This window comes from Enterobacter sp. RIT637 (assembly GCF_019718755.1).
Lineage (GTDB): Bacteria > Pseudomonadota > Gammaproteobacteria > Enterobacterales > Enterobacteriaceae > Enterobacter.
Map to the genome: position 1 here is coordinate 196,771 of NZ_JAIHAZ010000002.1, position 19,107 is coordinate 215,877.

At 54.5% G+C, this 19,107-nt stretch carries 18 protein-coding genes; 8 read left to right on the forward strand and 10 right to left on the reverse strand.

The window, feature by feature from the left end:
- Positions 1–98: 98 nt before the first annotated feature.
- From K5E19_RS04495 to K5E19_RS04535, 9 genes are all read right to left on the reverse strand, one after another.
- Positions 99–854, reverse strand: a complete 756-nt coding sequence (locus tag K5E19_RS04495; protein ID WP_221550177.1) for an alpha/beta fold hydrolase — start codon at positions 852–854, stop codon at positions 99–101.
- 86 nt (positions 855–940) lie between these two features.
- Complete coding sequence (locus K5E19_RS04500) at positions 941–1,114, reverse strand: GhoT/OrtT family toxin (protein WP_221550178.1); 174 nt, start codon at positions 1,112–1,114, stop codon at positions 941–943.
- Positions 1,115–1,297: 183 nt separating this feature from the next.
- Positions 1,298–2,722, reverse strand: coding sequence for an aminobutyraldehyde dehydrogenase (gene patD / locus K5E19_RS04505; RefSeq protein WP_221550179.1), 1,425 nt, complete (start codon positions 2,720–2,722; stop codon positions 1,298–1,300).
- Between the two features lie 24 nt (positions 2,723–2,746).
- Entirely contained in the window at positions 2,747–3,553 is an 807-nt protein-coding gene (locus tag K5E19_RS04510; protein ID WP_221550180.1) for an ABC transporter permease, read from the reverse strand.
- Positions 3,543–4,481: an ABC transporter permease gene (locus K5E19_RS04515; protein WP_409334596.1), complete on the reverse strand. Its 939-nt coding sequence runs from the start codon at positions 4,479–4,481 to the stop codon at positions 3,543–3,545. The genes K5E19_RS04510 and K5E19_RS04515 overlap by 11 nt, the downstream gene beginning before the upstream one ends.
- 7 nt (positions 4,482–4,488) lie before the next feature.
- Positions 4,489–5,502 carry an ABC transporter ATP-binding protein gene (locus K5E19_RS04520; protein ID WP_221550182.1) on the reverse strand — a complete coding sequence of 338 codons (1,014 nt, stop codon included), beginning with the start codon at positions 5,500–5,502 and terminating at the stop codon, positions 4,489–4,491.
- Positions 5,503–5,519: 17 nt separating this feature from the next.
- A complete protein-coding gene (gene ydcS, locus K5E19_RS04525; protein ID WP_221550183.1) occupies positions 5,520–6,665 on the reverse strand; it encodes a putative ABC transporter substrate-binding protein YdcS in 1,146 nt (381 codons plus the stop codon).
- Between the two features lie 272 nt (positions 6,666–6,937).
- Positions 6,938–8,347 (reverse strand): PLP-dependent aminotransferase family protein, encoded by a 1,410-nt coding sequence (locus tag K5E19_RS04530; protein WP_221550184.1) that lies wholly within the window; start codon positions 8,345–8,347, stop codon positions 6,938–6,940.
- Between the two features lie 82 nt (positions 8,348–8,429).
- Positions 8,430–8,618 carry a hypothetical protein gene (locus tag K5E19_RS04535; protein WP_023311998.1) on the reverse strand — a complete coding sequence of 63 codons (189 nt, stop codon included), beginning with the start codon at positions 8,616–8,618 and terminating at the stop codon, positions 8,430–8,432.
- 446 nt (positions 8,619–9,064) lie between these two features.
- Between K5E19_RS04535 and tssD the strand changes: the two genes are divergently transcribed.
- The 6 genes from tssD to hslJ all read left to right on the forward strand — a co-directional run bounded on the left by tssD (position 9,065) and on the right by hslJ (position 13,486).
- Positions 9,065–9,523 (forward strand): type VI secretion system tube protein TssD, encoded by a 459-nt coding sequence (tssD, locus tag K5E19_RS04540; protein WP_260411671.1) that lies wholly within the window; start codon positions 9,065–9,067, stop codon positions 9,521–9,523.
- Positions 9,520–9,999, forward strand: coding sequence for a DUF2778 domain-containing protein (locus tag K5E19_RS04545; RefSeq protein ID WP_221550185.1), 480 nt, complete (start codon positions 9,520–9,522; stop codon positions 9,997–9,999). Before tssD ends, K5E19_RS04545 begins: the two co-directional genes overlap by 4 nt.
- A 383-nt stretch (positions 10,000–10,382) precedes the next feature.
- The gene (locus tag K5E19_RS04550) at positions 10,383–11,783 is read left to right on the forward strand and encodes a cytochrome ubiquinol oxidase subunit I (protein ID WP_221550186.1); all 1,401 of its coding nucleotides are present in this window, start codon (positions 10,383–10,385) and stop codon (positions 11,781–11,783) included.
- Positions 11,783–12,793, forward strand: a complete 1,011-nt coding sequence (cydB, locus tag K5E19_RS04555; RefSeq protein ID WP_221550187.1) for a cytochrome d ubiquinol oxidase subunit II — start codon at positions 11,783–11,785, stop codon at positions 12,791–12,793. The genes K5E19_RS04550 and cydB overlap by 1 nt, the downstream gene beginning before the upstream one ends.
- Positions 12,793–12,921: a DUF2474 domain-containing protein gene (locus K5E19_RS04560; RefSeq protein ID WP_042713512.1), complete on the forward strand. Its 129-nt coding sequence runs from the start codon at positions 12,793–12,795 to the stop codon at positions 12,919–12,921. The genes cydB and K5E19_RS04560 overlap by 1 nt, the downstream gene beginning before the upstream one ends.
- A gap of 127 nt (positions 12,922–13,048) precedes the next feature.
- Positions 13,049–13,486 carry a heat shock protein HslJ gene (hslJ, locus tag K5E19_RS04565; protein ID WP_211445494.1) on the forward strand — a complete coding sequence of 146 codons (438 nt, stop codon included), beginning with the start codon at positions 13,049–13,051 and terminating at the stop codon, positions 13,484–13,486.
- On the opposite strand, the gene K5E19_RS04570 is transcribed toward hslJ, so the two are convergent.
- Positions 13,487–13,753: a DUF333 domain-containing protein gene (locus tag K5E19_RS04570; RefSeq protein ID WP_010431552.1), complete on the reverse strand. Its 267-nt coding sequence runs from the start codon at positions 13,751–13,753 to the stop codon at positions 13,487–13,489.
- A gap of 271 nt (positions 13,754–14,024) precedes the next feature.
- On the opposite strand from K5E19_RS04570, the gene nifJ reads away from it, so the two are divergent.
- Positions 14,025–17,549, forward strand: a complete 3,525-nt coding sequence (nifJ, locus tag K5E19_RS04575; protein WP_221550188.1) for a pyruvate:ferredoxin (flavodoxin) oxidoreductase — start codon at positions 14,025–14,027, stop codon at positions 17,547–17,549.
- A 389-nt stretch (positions 17,550–17,938) separates the two neighbouring features.
- Positions 17,939–19,048, forward strand: a complete 1,110-nt coding sequence (gene ompC / locus K5E19_RS04580) for a porin OmpC (RefSeq protein WP_221550189.1) — start codon at positions 17,939–17,941, stop codon at positions 19,046–19,048.
- Positions 19,049–19,107: the final 59 nt, after the last annotated feature.

Sequence of the window (19,107 nt, forward strand, 5' to 3'; positions counted from 1 at the left end):
ATTAACAATGTAGCCGCCTTTCTTGCCGGGTGGCGCTGCGCTTACCCGGCCTACATTCTTCACTGTAGTAGGCCCGTGCAAGCGTCGCGCCGCGCTCATTACTCCGTCATACACCCGGCTAGCGTCTGCGCCAGCGCAGAGGGATTTTCCCAGGACATTGAGTGCCCCGCAGCGGGGATGATTTTCACCTCAACGCCTTTCTGAGAAAGCGCATTAACATCTTCATCAGGCAGAGACAGCTCGCCGAAAATCAAGGTAACCGGACAGGCAAGCGACAGGAATTGTGTTGCCCAGTCAGGTTCAACACCGTGAACAAGGCTCGACGCACCCCGCCAGACGGCATAAGGGGCATTGCTTTTCAGGCACCCCGCCCACGCCGTCGTTTCCGCGTTCAGCATGGCGTCATAACCCTGCGTCAGAAACTGTTGTTCGGTTTGTGCGGCAATTGACCGGCTGAACATCCCCCCGCCCGCATGAAAGTTGGGTTCTGAGACCATCAGTCCCTTCACGCGCCCCGCCAGCAGCCCCGCCGTTTCAATAGCAATGCTGCCCCCCATGCTGTGGCCATATAACCAGAAGGAATCCAGTTTCAGGTGGTCAATCAGTTCCGCCACAACGTGCGCCTGGTCGGTAGTTTTATAGCTGTAGTGCTCAGGCTTATCGCTGTAGCCGCTGCCGGGCAAATCGATGAGAATCGCTCTGCGTGCGCCAAACAGCGGGTCATGAACGACACGGGGATATTCATAGGATGAGGCGCAGCCCAGCCCGTGAATGAACACCACGGGATCGTCGGTGCCGGGCAAGTCATGCCAGCGCACGGTGCAACCGGCCTGCTGCGAGTAAAAGCTGTTCATAAGCACTCCTTTTACGATGAACTGTTTATTTATACAGTTATCGTATCTGGAATGCCATATTCATCTTTTAAAAATGGAAACGTGCTTCAGAAAAGCGAGATCAGCAGCGCAACGGGAAAACTCATTGGCCAGGTGGACCCCACCAGAAAAGCACTGAGCAGGCGGATACGTTTGCGGTCTTTGGAGAGGAACCAGGTAATTAATGCGCAGATGGCAGCCATGACTGCGTAAAAAACCAACATCTTTTGATACAACGTCATTCTGTATACCGGAGCCGAAAAAATAACCGCACGCAATATGCGTCATATGTTGATGCAGATCAAGTTTTTTCGTTACAGAATAACCACTTAAAAATTATGGATAATAACAATTGAGTATTTTACGTAACACCCATGGCGAGCGCGGAGAACGCCTGGCCGCGCAAGCGACCAGGCCGGATGGGCTTAGTGTTTGATCATCACATGCCGCACGACCGTATAATCCTCAAGCCCGTAGACCGACATATCTTTGCCGTAGCCGGATAATTTCATGCCGCCGTGCGGCATTTCGCTCACCAGCATAAAATGGGTATTCACCCAGGTGCAGCCGTACTGCAGGCGCGCGCTCAGGCGATGGGCGCGGCCCACGTCTTTGGTCCAGACCGACGACGCCAGGCCATATTGCGAATCGTTCGCCCAGGCTAGTACCTGTGCTTCGTCGTCAAATTCCGTCACGCTGACGACCGGACCAAACACCTCGCGTTGAACAATGGCATCTTCTTGCTTCGCCCCGGCCAGCAGGGTTGGCTGGAAGTAGTAGCCCGCCCCCTCGTGTTTACTCCCGCCGGTTACCACGCGGATATGGCTCTGCGCTTTTGCCTCGTCAACCGCGCTGCACACGCGTGACAAATGTGCGGCAGAGCTGAGTGGGCCAAGTTCTGTCGACTCGTCCTCCGGTGCCCCCATTTTCAGGCTGGCGACGGCGGCCCCCAGCTTCTCAACCAGCGCGGCGTAAATGCCCTTCTGGGCATAGATACGGCAGGCGGCCGTGCAGTCTTGTCCGGCGTTGTAAAAACCGAACGTGCGAACCCCTTCCACCACGGCATCCAGATCGGCATCGTCGAAAACAATCACCGGCGCTTTGCCGCCCAGCTCCATATGGGTGCGTTTTATTGAGGGCGCCGTGTGGCTGATAATATGCTCGCCCGTGGCAATCGACCCTGTGAGTGAGACCATGCGCACTTTTTCATGTCCGGTGAGCGGGTCGCCGACGGTTTTACCGCGACCAAAGAGAACGTTAAGCACGCCTGCTGGGAAGATGTCTCTCGCCAACTCGGCCAGCTTTAAGGCCGTCAACGGGGTGATTTCAGAAGGTTTGATCACCACGCAGTTGCCTGCCGCCAGCGCGGGGGCCAGCTTCCAGGCAGCCATCATCAGCGGGTAGTTCCACGGCGCAATGGACGCAACGACGCCGACCGGATCGCGGCGGATCATCGACGTATGCCCTTCAAGATACTCGCCCGCGGCCAGTCCGTTCAGGCAGCGCGCCGCGCCCGCAAAGAAGCGAAACACGTCGACCACCGCCGGGATTTCGTCCCCCAGCGCGCAGTGCAGAGGCTTTCCGCAGTTAAGGGATTCGAGCCGGGCGAACTCTTCAGCATGCGCTTCAATGGCATCAGCCAGCTTCAGCAAACACTCGGCGCGGGTTTTAGGCGTCGTTTGCCCCCACTCCATAAACGCGCTATCCGCAGCCTGAACGGCCGCATCGACCTGCGCCGCTGACGCTTCAGCAATGTCCAGCAGTACGTCGCCGGTGGCAGGGTTATAAACAGGCTGCGTTTCCCCTTCACCGGCCACCAGTTCACCATTAATCAGCAGTAGTTTTTGCATAGCATTATCCTGTTGAAATCAATGTTATTTCCCGCTTTCGGCATCGTTTTCGCCGTCGCGGGTTAGCCACCAGGCTCCCAGAATGGGGATGGTTGTCACCAGCATCACCAGCAGTGCAACAACGTTGGTGACCGGTACGTCCCGTGGACGACCAAGCTGGTTGAGCAACCACAGCGGTAACGTGCGCTCGTGTCCCGCCGTAAATGTCGTCACGATAATTTCGTCAAACGACAGCGCAAACGCCAGCATCCCTCCGGCCAGCAGCGCCGAGCCCAGGTTAGGCAGCACCACATAGCGGAAGGTTTGCCAGCCGTCTGCACCTAAATCCATCGACGCTTCCACCAGGCTCCAGGAGGTGCGCCGGAACCGGGCAATCACGTTGTTGAAAACTACCACCACGCAGAAGGTGGCGTGTCCTACAACGATGGTGAAAAATCCCGGCTCAAGGTTGATGGTTTTGAATGCCGTCAGCAGCGCCAGGCCGGTGATAATCCCCGGCAGGGCAATCGGCAACAGCAGCAGCAGAGAGATCGCGTTTTTACCAAAGAAGTCGCTGCGCCACAGTGCCGCTGCAGCAAGCGTGCCAAGCACGAGTGCAATGGCGGTTGATAAGCTGGCGATCTTAAGTGACAACGTCACGGATTCGAGAATATCCCCACGCCCTGCCGCCACGCTGAACCACTTGATCGTTAGCCCCTGCGGCGGGAAGCTGAAGGCCGCGTCTTCCGTATTGAACGCATAGATCGCGATAATCAGCAGCGGGAAGTGAAGGAAGATGACCCCACCCCACGCGGCCACTTTCAGGAACAACGGTGCGCGATCAGAGTGCATCGAATGCTCCCAGGCGTTTCACGAACGCCAGATAAAGCGAGATCAACACAATCGGAACCAGCGTGAACGCGGCAGCCATGGGCATATTCCCGATGGCCCCCTGCTGGGCGTAGACCATGTTACCGATGAAATATCCCGGCGGCCCTACCAGCTGCGGCACGATAAAATCGCCGAGCGTCAGCGAGAAGGTAAATATTGATCCTGCCGCAATACCCGGAATAGCCAGCGGCAGTACTACGTAGCGGAAGGTTTGGCGCGGACGCGCCCCCAGATCGGCAGACGCCTGGAGTAGAGAAGCGGGCAACCTCTCCAGCGCCGCCTGCACGGGCAGGATCATAAACGGCAGCCAGATATAGACGAAGACCAGAAAGCGCCCCAGCCCTGATGTCGACAGCGTGTTACCGCCAATCGCCGGAAGCGTAAGCAGAGAAATCAGGAGCGGCTCAAGTCCCAAATGGCTGAGAAACCACTGTGCCACCCCATCTTTCGCCAGCAGCAGCGTCCAGGCGTAAGCCTTAACGATATAACTCGCCCACATGGGCAGCATCACCGCGATGTAGAAAAAAGCTTTCCACTTACCACGGGTATAACGCGCCATATACCACGCCATCGGAAACGCGAGGATCGCGCTGGCGACAGTGACCGCAAGAGCCATCACCAGCGTGCGCAAGATGATGTCGTAGTTCGCCGGGTTAAAAAGTGCCTGAATGTTCGCGAAGGTGAGATCGGCCGTCACCGACATGGTGAAGTCGTCGAACGTATAGAAACCCTGCCACAGCAGCGTCAGAAGCGAACCCAAATAGACGATGCCAAACCACATCAGCGGCGCGAGCAGGAGCAGGAACAGGCCGAGCGAGGGTTTACGCCAGAACAAGGCGGTAATACGGCTTAACCTACCGTGCGGCGCGGGCGTGGGTGAAACGCTCATGTCCATTTCACCTCTCCTCATGAAGCAACACCATGGCCTCGCGTGACCACGAGGCCAGCACCTGCTGTCCGGGCGCAACTCCCGCCGGGATCGCGCCTCCGGTAAGGTTCGCCTGGCTGACCAGCAGTTTCGCACCGTCGGCAAGACGCAGTTCAAAACGCGTGGCCGCGCCCTGATACTGTACCGCCTGTACCACGCCCTGCACCTGAACGTCTCCGCCTTCATTGAGACGAATATGTTCCGGGCGCAGCGAATACATCCCCTCCATCCCACAGACCTGGCGGGCCAACGCGGTATCAAAAACATTAGAGGTGCCGACAAAGCTGGCGACAAACGGCGTGCGAGGACGCATGTAAAGTTCGCGCGGGGTATCAACCTGCTCGATACGCCCGTTGTTGAAGACGGCCACCCGATCCGACATGGACAGCGCTTCTCCCTGGTCGTGGGTGACGAAAATAAAGGTAATGCCCAGCTCCTGTTGAAGCTTTTTCAGCTCGAACTGCATTTGCTCGCGCAGCTTGAGATCGAGCGCGCCGAGCGGTTCGTCCAGCAGCAGCACGCGGGGTTCGTTGACCAGCGCGCGGGCAATGGCCACGCGCTGACGCTGGCCGCCGGAGAGCTGCGAAGGCTTACGCGCGACGGCAAAGCTCAGGCCGACCTTCTCCAGCGCCTGACCGGCCAGCGCGTAGCGTTTTTTCTTGTCGACACCTTTAACCATCAGCCCGTACGCCACATTGTCGAGGATCGACATGTGCGGAAAGAGCGCGTAGTCCTGAAATACGGTGTTGACGTCGCGCTCCCAGGGAGGCAATTCGCTGGCTTCTTTACCGAAGATTTTTATCGCGCCGCCACTCAGCTGTTCAAAACCGGCAATCAGGCGCAGGCAGGTCGTTTTGCCGGAGCCCGAAGGCCCCAGCATGGAGAAAAACTCCCCGTCACGAATGCCAATTGTCACCCCATCCACCGCTCGCACGTCGCCGTACAGACGGGAGACATCATTAAACTCTACTGCGTACGTCATGTTCTGCTCCCGGGCGTTCAACGACCGCCCATGATGGCAATGTAATCCTGCGTCCAGCGGCTATAAGGGACAAATTTCCCCCCTTCCGCGATCGGCGTTTTCCAGAACATGATTTTTTCGAACTCGTTATAACCGTTTGTTTCGCAGCCTTTATCACCCAGCAGCGTGCTGGCCTTGCAGCCTTCCGCTACCACCGGCAGCGAGCCAAACCAGGCCGCCAGATCCCCCTGCACTTTTGGCGTCAGCGACCAGTTCATCCATTTGTAGGCGCACATTGGGTGTTTTGCCTGCGCGTGCAGCATGGTGGTGTCCGCCCAGCCGGTTACCCCTTCTTTCGGGAAGACAGTGGCAACGGGCTGGTTCTCGGCCTTCAGGGCATTCGCCTGATACGGCCAGGCGCTGGAGGCCACCACGCCTTCATTTTTAAAGTCGCTCATCTGGACGGTGGTGTCATGCCAGTAGCGGTGGATCAGCGCGTGCTGGTCGCGAAGCACCTTAAGCACGGCGGCATACTGTTCTTCGGTGAGCTGGTACGGGTCTTTAATACCCAGCTGCGGCTGAGTGGCTTTGACGAACAGCGCGGCATCGGCGATGTAAATCGGGCCGTCGTAGGCCTGCACGCGTCCCTGGTTGGTTTTACCGTCAGGTAAATTCTGTTTGGTGAATACCACGCTCCAGCTGTCCGGTGGCGTCGGGAAGGTTTTGGTGTTGTACATCAGCAGGTTTGGCCCCCACTGGTACGGGGTGCCGTAGACTTTCCCCCCGACGTTAAACCATTCCCCTTTCACAATCCGCGCGTCGAGAGTTTTCCAGTTGGGGATAAGCTCGGGGTTAATCGGCTGAACGCGTTTACCCATGATCAGGCGAAGGGACGCATCGCCGGACGCGGTGACCAGGTCATATCCCCCTTTCGCCATCAGGCTGACCATCTCATCGGATGTGGCCGCCGTTTTGACGTTGACGGTACACCCGGTCTCTTTCTCAAACTGAGTCACCCAGTCATAATTTTTATCCGTCTGACCGCGTTCGATGTACCCCGGCCAGGCAATGATATCCAGACGTCCTTCCCCGTCGCCGATGGCCTTGGGCGGTTCGGCGGCTTGCGCGGTCATGATGGTCATGCCAAGCGCATACAGGCTGCTGCGGGCAAAATTTTTGCTCATTAGATTTACTCCAGTCGCAATGAAATTTAGCGGCAGCCTTGCCGTAAAAATATCTCCTGAATTAAACGTAGACCGCGCAAATGCGCCGCACCGTACGGCTAAAGGAAATTTCATCAAGGTGTGACCGAGGGCGCATTCCCCGTTAACTGGATTATAGACAAGGAGTTAGCAGAGGAAGGGAGTATGCAGATTTCCTATGATGCGGCGCTGTGGGATATTCGCAGCGCCGTCATAAAGATAAGGAAGGATTATTTAAAAGCCGACCGCGTGATTTATTCCAGCATCTCGCTAATTAATTTTCCCAACTGAATAACCGCCTGCTCTTCCCGTTCACCCCACGCCCAGGAGGTATTAAACCGGAAAAACGGCGTCCAGCTGTCTGACGTTGAAAACATCTTACCTGGCGCAATGCTGATGTGGTGGACTAACGCTTTCTCGCTCAGCAGCCCGGCATCCAGCTGCGCCGGAAGCTCCAGCCATAAAAAATAGCCGCTGTCGTTATGATGGATTTTGACGCCAGCAGGCATATGGCGTAACAGCGACTGCCACCCCTGCTGTTTGCGCTCGGCCAGCGTGCGGCGCAGGCGGCGAAGATGGGCGTCATAGCGTTTGGTCGCCAGATAATCCACCAGCGCCAGCTGCATGGGTGAGCTGGTTGATAAGGTGCTCATGAGCTGAAGCTGCTGAATGCGGCGAGCATGTTTTCCCGCCGCCACCCATCCGATGCGAAAACCGGCCACCAGACATTTCGAAAAAGAGGAGCAGTGCAGCGTCATGTCCTGTCGGTCAAAGGCCTTGGCTGGAAGCGGTTTTTCACGGCCAAAATAGAGTTCGCTGTAAACATCGTCCTCAATCAGCGTGACGTTATGCTTCGTTAGCAGCGCCACCAGCTGCGCCTTTTTCTCCGCGCTCAGCGTGAAACCAAGCGGGTTTTGACTGTTGGTCATTAACCAGCAGGCTTTTACCGGATAATCATTCAGCGCCTGTTCAAGGGCATTCAGGTCGATCCCCTCGCGCACGTCGGTCGCTATCGACAGGGCCTTCAGCTTCAGGCGTTCCAGCGCCTGGAGAGCACCGTAGAAACAGGGGTTTTCAACGATCACCCAGTCGCCGGGTTCGGTGACGGCCTGCAGACTAAGATTCAGCGCCTCAAGCGCGCCTGCGGTAATGACAATCTCTTCAGGCGAGATATTCATCCCCTGCTGCGCGTAGCGGCGGGCAATGGCGTGGCGCAGATCGACGTTACCCGGCGGCAGGTTTTCGATCACGCTCATCGCGGTGGCGGTTTTACTCACGTTCGCCAGCGAGCGGTTAAGCTGCTGAAGCGGAAAGAGGCGCGGATCGGGAAATGCGGAAGCAAAGGGCACGACGGAGGGATCGCGGCTAGCCTGCAGCACGTCGAAGATATAGGTGTTGATGTCGACCACTTCATCGCGCATCACCTGAGCCGGAGGAGCAGGCTGTTGCGCGGTCGGGCGCGAGGCAACGTAATAGCCCGACTGCGGTCTGGCGACAATGCGCCCCTGGCTTTCCAGCATCTGATACGCGTGGCCAACGGTCATAAAACTCATGCCGCTGCTCGCCACCTGCTCTCGCAGCGAAGGCAGCTTATCGCCCGGCAGCCATACGCCAAGCTCAATCTGCGAGATAATTTGTTGCGCCAGACGCTGGTATTTTTTCATCAGATTCTCCTTATGACCGACAGTGTATATCAGCAGGAGAAAAAGAGAAGATTTAGCTAACTGTTATAGTTCGTGAAATGAATTACTTACGGTACTCGGTAATGTGGCTTTGCGCCTGACGCGCAGCGGCCAGGTGATCGAGCGTAATCATCGACGATTTGCAAAAGATGCATTTCGCGCCGAGTGGGTTTTTCTCAGACATGTCAAAGACTGAGGTACGGTACTGCGAGCCATGACAGCATGGGCAGCGAAAATGAATATAAGAAGTCATAGGATTCTCCTGAAACGTAAAACGTAAATTACTAATGGGCCGATTGGGCAATAATGGTTTTAAACAAAACGAATCGGAAAGTAGATAAAGACCCAAGAGAGGCTGCGGAGAGGCACAACGTGATGAGAACTGCTTTATAAAACTACGTCAGATATTTATTTGGACTCAAAACCAGAAGACCATTAACGCACGGCGCAGATGACAAGGCAAGCGGTTTTATGCGTAAAAATCATAAAAATACAGTTTTTATTCAGAAACACTAAGGCTGGCACTAACTATAGGTTCAGTTAATCACAAGCAAAACACTTATAAATCAATGAAATATAAATATTTTGCATGACACTTTTTGCCTAATAACCTTCACTCACAGGGAGTATTAACATTCGTTAAACACGAATTGTTAATGAAAAAAGGAGTTTGATATGGCCATTCCAGCATACCTTTGACTGAAAGATGATGGCGGCGCAGATATCAGAGGCGCTGTTGACGTACAAGATCGGGAAGGAAGTATTGAGGTGATGGGATTCGGTCATGGACTGCATCTTCCGACAGATAACATGACGGGGAAAATTACTGGTACCCGTATTCATTCTGCCCTCGTTTTTGAGAAGGAATTCGACAGTTCTAGCCCCTATCTCTACAAAGCCGTTGCAAAAGGTCAGACGCTGAAAAGTGCGGAATTTAAGTGGTATAAAATCAGCGATTCCGGGCAGGAGGTTGAATACTTCAATATGCAGCTAGAGAATGTCAAAGTGGTATCTATATGTCCACTCATGCACGACGTTAAAAACCCGGCAACAGAGAAACATAACCATCTGGAAAGCGTCGCACTGCGTTACGAAAAAATAACCTGGAAGCACTGCGACGGTAATATTATTTTTTCTGACGAGTGGAAAGACCGATGATTCGTTGTACTTTTCATTTGAATGGCTATCAGCTTTCCACTTTGAGCTGCCCTGGCTTAGGCTTTTTCCCCGCGTATTCAGGAAACTCGGGGAATAACAGAAATAACCCTGATGCCGTTGCGACTGCTGAGGTGGGCCCCTTACCCCCGGGGCTTTATTATATCGTAACACGTCCACGAGGCGGGTTTGGTACTCATTGGCATGACGCAATCAAAGGGTTAGAAAGCGGTTCAAACCGTGACTTTTGGTTTGCTCTTTACCGCCACGATACTCACATTGACGACAGAACTTTTATCAATAACGTTGAGCGTGGTTCTTTTCGGTTACACCCTGCGGGACAGTCTGGAATTAGTAATGGATGTATTACGCTACCAAATCACTCCCATTACAGAATACTGATGCATGGTCTACTCGCATCTGGCACGTTTAAAGTTACTTCTGGATTAGATGCACTTGGAACAATACAGGTATATTGATGAATGCAAAAAAACATGTCCTGACCTGGGTTATTGAAACATTGATGCTGTTTGTTATTTACTCCGTTGTATGTTACTTCATGCCTGATGTATTGCTTTATCATCTCTACACCAGACATTTTGGCTTTGTAACTGAACTTGAATGGAGTGATAGCTATACACTATTGCTTTTCATCTTTTCATTTTTGCTCAATGCCATGTTGATTTACCTCTGGGCATTACGAAAATGAACCTCTCCTGGAAGGAAATATTGCCACCCAACAAAAGCTATAGCACAGGTAGGCAAGAAAACTGTTATAGATAAATAACCATCGTCTGTTTCTGCAACCCAGCTCTGGCGCGGCTTAGAATGGCATCGACATAATTACATCGCGGAGTTTTGCATGTTTGGTTTAGATGCTTTTCACCTTGCGCGGATACAGTTTGCCTTCACCGTATCCTTTCACATTATTTTCCCGGCCATCACCATCGGTCTGGCGAGCTATCTCGCCGTGCTGGAAGGGCTGTGGCTCAAAACAAAAAATCCGGTCTGGCGCTCGCTGTACCATTTCTGGTCGAAGATTTTTGCCGTCAACTTTGGCATGGGCGTGGTCTCCGGGCTGGTGATGGCCTACCAGTTTGGCACTAACTGGAGTGGATTTTCACAGTTTGCGGGCAGTATTACCGGCCCGCTGCTGACCTATGAAGTGCTCACTGCCTTCTTCCTTGAGGCCGGTTTCCTTGGCGTGATGCTGTTTGGCTGGAACAAAGTCGGGCCGGGTCTGCACTTCTTTGCGACCTGTATGGTGGCGCTGGGGACCATTATCTCCACCTTCTGGATCCTCTCTTCGAACAGCTGGATGCAGACCCCGCAGGGCTATGAGATCGTCAACGGCCAGGTTGTGCCGGTGGACTGGTTCGCCGTGGTGTTTAACCCCTCATTCCCCTACCGCCTGCTGCATATGTCGATAGCCGCCTTCCTCAGTAGCGCGCTGTTTGTGGGTGCTTCTGCCGCCTGGCACCTGCTACGCGGTAACAGTACGCCTGCCATTCGCGCCATGTTCTCTATGGCACTATGGATGACCCTGATCGTGGCCCCCATCCAGGCGATGGTGGGTGATATGCACGGGCTGAATACCTTAAAGTACCAGCCCGCCAAAATTGCCGCCATTGAAGGCCACTGGGAAAACCCGCCGGGAGAACCGACGCCGCTGCTGCTGTTCGGTTGGCCAGACATGGAGCAGGAGCGCACCCGCTTTGGGCTGGAGATCCCGGCGCTGGGTAGCCTGATCCTGACCCACAGCCTGGAAAAACAGGTTCCCGCGCTCAAGGAGTTTCCGAAAGAAGACCGACCTAACTCCACCATCGTCTTCTGGTCGTTCCGCATTATGGCAGGCCTGGGCATGTTGATGCTGCTGCTGGGGGTTGCGGCGGTCTGGCTGCGCTACAAAAAACGGCTGTACACCTCTCGTCCTTTCCTGTGGTTTGCCCTGCTGATGGGCCCCTCAGGATTGATTGCCATTCTTGCCGGATGGGTTACCACAGAAGTGGGCCGCCAGCCGTGGGTGGTCTACGGACTGCAGCGCACGAAAGACGCGGTTTCCGCGCACGGCGATCTGCATATGAGCGTCAGCCTGCTGGCCTTCTTCGTGGTTTACACCTCGGTGTTTGGCGTGGGCTACAGCTATATGGTGCGCCTGATCAAAAAAGGCCCTCAGCCTCATGAGTCGTTTGCGACAGAATCCGATGGTCGCCCTGCTCGTCCCCTTTCCGCCGTTACCACTGAACGTAAGGAGAAACCATAATGGGAATCGATCTCTCCCTTATCTGGTTTGTGATCATCGTATTCGCCACGCTGATGTACATCGTGATGGATGGATTTGATCTGGGAATGGGCATCCTGTTCCCCGCGACGCGAGACGGCGACGATCGCGATGTGATGGTCAACAGCGTTGCGCCGGTGTGGGACGGGAACGAAACCTGGCTGGTGCTTGGCGGCGCGGCCTTGTTTGGTGCCTTCCCGCTGGCATACGCGGTCATCATCGACGCGCTGACCATTCCGCTGACATTAATGCTGATCGGACTTATTTTCCGGGGCGTGGCGTTTGAGTTTCGCTTCAAAGCCACTCCGGCGCACCGTCCGTTCTGGGATAAAGCCTTTATTGGCGGCTCGATTCTGGCAACGTTCACCCAGGGCGTGACGGTCGGCGCTGTGATTAACGGTTTCTCCGTTACTGGACGCGCGTACAGCGGCGGACCCTTTGACTGGTTCACTGCCTTTAACCTGTTCTGTGGCGCGGGTCTGGTCGTAGCCTATGCCCTGTTAGGCTCAACGTGGCTGGTAATGAAAAGCGAAAATGCCCTGCAGCAGCGGATGCGTGAGGTTTCAAAAACGCTGTTAATCGTCCTTCTGGGCTTTATTGCGGCAATCAGTATCTGGACGCCTCTGGCGCAACCGGCTATCGCCGCGCGCTGGTTTACGCTGCCGAATCTGTTTTATCTGCTGCCCGTTCCGGTGCTGGTGGCGATCCTGAGCCTGTGTCAGTGGCGGAGCCTGAAGGATCCTGATAGCCAGAACCTGCCGTTTGTCCTGACGCTGGGGTTGATTTTCCTCGGATTTAGCGGGCTTGGGATCAGCATCTGGCCGCACATTATCCCGCCGTCTATCACCCTATGGCAGGCCGCTGCTCCACCGCAAAGCCAGGGCTTTATGCTAGTGGGCGCACTGTTGATCATTCCCGTTATTCTGGTCTACACCTTCTGGAGTTACTACGTATTTCGCGGAAAAGTACAGCATGGGGAGGGTTATCATTGATGCAACAACCAGTCTGGAAACGTCTGATGTGGCTGGCCATTATCTGGGGCGGTAGCGTCCTGGCGCTGGCCGCCGTAAGTATGTTCTTCCGCATGTTGATGGCGGCGGCGGGATTCAAATCTCACTAACACCTTGTGCCGGGCACCGCGCTGTTGCCCGGCCTCTTCTCGCACTTTCAGATAAACCCCATTAACTCACGCGGGCGTATGGTTACACTTGGAATAGATTCACAGCATTGATATTTAGAGAAGAAAAATGAAAAAGCTCGTTGCAGTAACTTTTCTGAGCCTGGCCCTGGCGGGCTGCGTTAACCCGGGTAAAGCGTCCGTTCAGCCGGAGCAGCTTCAAAACCACCGCTTTGTGCTGGAAAACGTCGATGGCAAAGCCATCACCAAAACGGCAACGCAGCCTGAAATCAGCTTTAGCGCGCTGTCAGATATCAGCCTGATTAAAAACATTACTGTCTCAGGCGTGATGTGTAACCGCTATAACGGACAGGGGAAATTGTCCGAAGGCGCGCTCACCGTCAAAACGCTGGCGATGACCCGGAAACTGTGCACGGACCCACAGCTTAACGAACTGGATCAGGCCATCGGCGACATGCTGCGCAAGGGTGCACAGGTCGACCTGACTGAAGACCAGTTGACGCTGGCGACTGCCGAAAAGACGCTGATGTTTAAACGTGTTGAGTAATCAGTAGTTACCGCAGGATCCCACGGCAAGCGACTGTTCACTGCAGCGCTTGCCATTTGGCAACGCGCACATACCAATCGCAGACCCGTCGAGCTGGCGAGCAACCGATAAAGAACCCCCAATCATCGCGCAGTTGGCCTGGCCGGAGCTTGACATCGCGGCTCTCATACCCGGCGTAACGTGCGCCGCCGTTGCCTGCTGAACAGGTTCGCTACTACATGCCGACAACAATAACGCGGCACACCCTACCCAAAACGCTGAACGCATGTTCTCTCCCCCATGAATAATGACAAACCTATGCATAATAGGCACGCGGCGCCGCATCGTCGAGAGTGGATGTGCGTATTTATGCGTTCCGGAAACAATTTCTCGCAATTTTTTCAGCAAATGTTTGATCTACTCATTGATGCCGGGAATATCGAGGACACAAAAGCGAAAATCGCAAAACCTGAGCTTTGCTAAAATAAAAGAATAATTATCAGGGCTTGTTGCCGTTATACAGGCCCCTCTTTTTTGCGCAATGTAAGGGTGTCGTCTTATGCAAACTATTGACGGTAATGGTGCAGTCGCGTCAGTTGCGTTCCGTACCAGCGAAGTTATCGCCATCTACCCGATTACGCCAAGTTCCACGATGGCTGAACAGGCGGATGCCTGGGCAGGAAACGGGGTAAAAAACGTCTGGGGGGATGTCCCTCGCGTGGTTGAAATGCAGTCCGAAGCGGGCGCGATTGCCGCAGTGCACGGTGCGCTTCAGACGGGGGCCCTGTCCACGTCGTTTACCTCCTCTCAGGGATTGCTGCTGATGATCCCGACGTTATACAAACTCGCCGGCCAGTTGACGCCGTTTGTGCTGCATGTCGCCGCCCGTACGGTCGCCACCCACGCCCTCTCCATCTTTGGCGATCACTCCGACGTGATGGCGGTCCGTCAGACGGGCTGCGCCATGCTGTGCGCCAGCAGCGTCCAGGAGGCACAGGACTTCGCGCTGATTTCGCATATCGCGACGCTGAAAAGCCGCGTGCCGTTTATTCATTTCTTTGATGGGTTCCGCACTTCTCACGAAATCAACAAAATCGTTCCGCTGGCTGACGATACGATCCTCAATCTTCTGCCACAGGCTGAGATCGATGCGCACCGTGCTCGCGCCCTTAATCCGGAACACCCTGTGATTCGCGGAACCTCGGCAAACCCGGATACCTATTTCCAGTCCCGCGAAGCGACCAACCCGTGGTACGACGCGGTTTACGACCATGTTGAACAGGCGATGAATGCGTTCGCCACCGCCACCGGACGGGCGTACAAACCGTTCGAATATTATGGCCATCCGCAGGCGGAACGCGTGATCGTGCTGATGGGCTCAGCCATCGGCACCTGTGAAGAAGTGGTGGATGAACTGCTGACCCGGGGCGAAAAGGTCGGCGTGCTGAAAGTGCGGCTTTACCGTCCGTTCTCAGCCAAACATTTACTCTCAGCGCTTCCGGAAAGCGCGCGATCCGTTGCCGTTCTTGACCGTACCAAAGAGCCGGGTGCGCACGCGGAACCGCTTTATCTGGACGTAATGACGGCCCTGGCGGAAGCGTTTAACAGCGGCGAACGCGAAATGCTGCCGCGCGTCATTGGCGGGCGCTATGGCTTGTCATCCAAAGAGTTTGGCCCGGACTGCGTGCTGGCGGTCTTTAACGAACTGAATGAAGCGAAGCCAAAACCGCGCTTTACCGTCGGCATTTATGATGATGTGACCAACCTGTCCCTGTCGTTGCCGGAAAATACCCTACCCTCGACCGCCAAACTTGAAGCGCTGTTCTATGGCCTGGGCAGCGACGGTAGCGTCTCAGCGACCAAAAACAACATCAAAATCATCGGCAATTCGACGCCGTGGTACGCCCAGGGCTATTTCGTCTATGACTCCAAAAAAGCGGGTGGGCTGACCGTTTCCCACCTGCGCGTCAGCGAACAGCCTATCCGCTCGGCTTATCTTATTTCTCAGGCAGACTTTGTGGGCTGCCACCAGCTACAGTTTATCGACAAATACCAGATGGCGGAGCGCCTGAAACCTGGAGGTGTTTTCCTGATTAACACCCCGTACAGCGCTGATGAGGTCTGGGCGCGACTGCCGCAGGAAGTGCAGGCGGTGCTGAACCAGAAAAAAGCCCGCCTCTATGTGATTAACGCGGCGAAAATTGCCCGCGAATGCGGCCTGGCGGCGCGTATCAATACCGTGATGCAGATGGCCTTCTTCCATCTGACCAACATCCTGCCGGGCGACAGTGCGCTGATGGAGCTGCAGGGTGCGATTGCCAAAAGCTATAGCAGCAAAGGTCAGGAGCTGGTCGAGCGCAACTGGCAGGCGCTGGCGCTGGCTCGCGAATCGCTGTTTGAGGTACCGCTGCAGCAGGTGAACGCAGCCAGCCCGAACCGTCCTCCGGTGGTGTCCGACGCGGCGCCGGATTTCGTGAAAACCGTCACGGCGGCGATGCTGGCCGGCCTGGGCGATGCCCTGCCCGTCTCGGCGCTACCGCCAGATGGCACCTGGCCAATGGGCACCACCCGTTGGGAAAAACGCAACATCGCCGAAGCGATCCCCATCTGGAAAGAAGAGCTGTGTACCCAGTGCAACCACTGCGTGGCGGCCTGCCCGCACTCGGCCATTCGTGCCAAGGTGGTTTCACCAGAAGAGATGGAAACCGCACCGGCCAGCCTGCACTCGCTGGACGTAAAATCCCGCGACATGCGCGGACAGAAATACGTTCTGCAGGTCGCCCCTGAAGACTGTACCGGCTGTAACCTCTGCGTCGAAGTGTGCCCGGCGAAAGATCGTCAAAACCCGGACATCAAAGCCATCAATATGATGTCGCGCCTGGAACATGTTGAAGAGGAGAAAGTGAATTATGACTTCTTCCTGAACCTGCCGGAAATCGATCGTAGCAAGCTGGAACGTATCGATATTCGCACCTCGCAGCTGATTACCCCGCTGTTCGAATACTCGGGTGCCTGCTCTGGCTGCGGAGAAACACCGTATATCAAACTGCTTACGCAGCTTTACGGCGACCGAATGCTGATCGCCAACGCCACCGGCTGCTCGTCTATTTACGGTGGTAACCTCCCTTCCACACCCTACACTACCGATGCTAACGGTCGCGGCCCGGCGTGGGCGAACTCGCTGTTTGAAGATAACGCCGAGTTTGGTCTTGGCTTCCGTCTGACCGTCGACCAGCACCGCACTCGCGTAATGCGTCTGCTGGAGCAGTTTGCCGATAAAATCCCGGCGGCCTTAAATGATGCGCTTCACTCGGAAGCCACGCCGGACGTGCGGCGCGAGCAGGTGGCTGAACTGCGCAATGCGCTGCAGGACGTTGAGGGTGCGGAACAGTTGTTGACGGATGCCGATGCGCTGGTTGAGAAATCTATCTGGCTGATTGGCGGCGACGGCTGGGCCTACGATATTGGTTTCGGCGGGCTTGATCATGTCCTCAGCCTGACCGAAAACGTTAATATTCTGGTGCTGGATACGCAGTGTTATTCCAACACGGGCGGTCAGGCGTCTAAAGCGACACCGCTAGGGGCCGTCACCAAATTTGGTGAGCACGGTAAACGCAAAGCGCGTAAAGATCTCGGCGTCAGCATGATGATGTACGGCCACGTTTACGTCGCGCAGATTTCACTGGGTGCGCAGCTTAATCAGACCGTGAAAGCGATTCAGGAAGCGGAAGCCTACCCTGGCCCATCGCTGATCATTGCCTACAGCCCATGCGAAGAGCACGGCTACGATCTGGCTCTCAGCCACGATCAGATGCGTCAGCTAACAGCAACCGGCTTCTGGCCGCTGTACCGGTTCGACCCACGCCGTGCGGATGAAGGCAAACTGCCGCTGGCGCTGGATTCACGTCCGCCATCTGATGCCCTTGCCGAGACGCTTATGCAGGAGCAGCGCTTCCGCCGCCTCAACGCGCAACAGCCTGAAGTGGCAGAACAGCTCTGGAAAGATGCCGCCGCGGATCTGCAAAAACGCTATGACTTCCTGGCACAGATGGCCGGGAAAGCGGATAAATCGACCAGCGAATAAGTCTACCTGCCCGGCTCGTCCGGGCATTTTTTTGCCATAAAAAAAGCCCGATGTATTCACACCGGGCTAATCCAGATAATCACAAAATACTATTTAGATAACTAAATAATATTCACATCAATTATGGATGAAGAAATCTTAAAGGCATATAACGACGGTGATCTTACCTTTTTTCCCGCACAATTAATAATTTTAGTTTTGTATGCTTTCGCTTAATACATTCATGAAATCTATCAACATTTCAGCGGTATTATTTAGTTGAGAATTTACTTAAAACGTAACAAATATAATTACGACTCCTCATTAGGAGTGATTTAGCATGAGACATCTTTCCAGTGCGGAAAGTTCATCTAGTAATTAAATAAAAATGATTGCAAAGGGATATCACTATGCAAAGAAAAGTACTGGCCCTCATGATTCCTGCGCTGTTAATGGCTGGCGCAACACATGCAGCAGAAATTTATAATAAAGACGGCAACAAATTAGATCTGTACGGAAAAGTAGATGGTCTCCACTACTTCTCTGACGATGCATCAAAAGATGGCGATCAAACCTATATGCGTTTGGGCTTCAAAGGTGAAACCCAAATCAACAACCTGATGACCGGTTACGCACAGTGGGAATACAACGTTCAGGCTAACAACACCGAAGGGTCTGATAACCAGTCCTGGACGCGTCTGGCTTTCGCGGGTGTGAAAGTAGGTGATTACGGTTCATTCGATTATGGTCGTAACTACGGTGTGCTGTACGACGTGGAAGGCTGGACAGATATGCTGCCAGAATTCGGTGGCGACTCATACACCAACGCCGATAACTTTATGACCGGCCGTGCAAACGGCGTGGCAACCTACCGTAATACCGACTTTTACGGCCTGGTGCAGGGTCTGAACTTTGCGCTGCAGTATCAGGGCAAAAACGAATCCGGCAATAACAATCAGGAAGGGACCAACAACGGTCGTGATACGCGCCATGAGAACGGCGACGGTTTCGGTATTTCTACCACTTATGATTTCGGCATGGGCATCAGTGCAGGCGCGGCTTACGCCTCTTCTGACCGTACCAACGATCAGGTGACACGTACTACCGCGGGCGGCGATAAAGCGGATGCATGGACTGCTGGCCTGAAATACGACGCCAACAATATCTACCTGGCGGCAATGTATTCCGAAACCCGCAATATGACACCATACGGTGATAACGAAGGTAATGTGGCTAACAAAACGCAGAACTTTGAAGTCACCGCTCAATATCAGTTCGACTTTGGTCTGCGTCCGGCGATTTCTTACCTGCAGTCCAAAGGTAAAGATCTGGGCAACGGTCAGGGCGATCAGGACCTGGTTAAATATGCTGACGTAGGTGCCACCTACTATTTCAATAAAAACATGTCCACCTATGTTGATTATAAAATCAACCTGCTGGACGAAGACGACAGCTTCTACAAAAATAACGGCATCAGCACTGACGATGTTGTTGCATTAGGCCTGGTTTACCAGTTCTGATCCTACGAGCCCGCAGGTTTCTGCGGGCTCAAAACAGCCACTACGAGTAGCGATGGCAT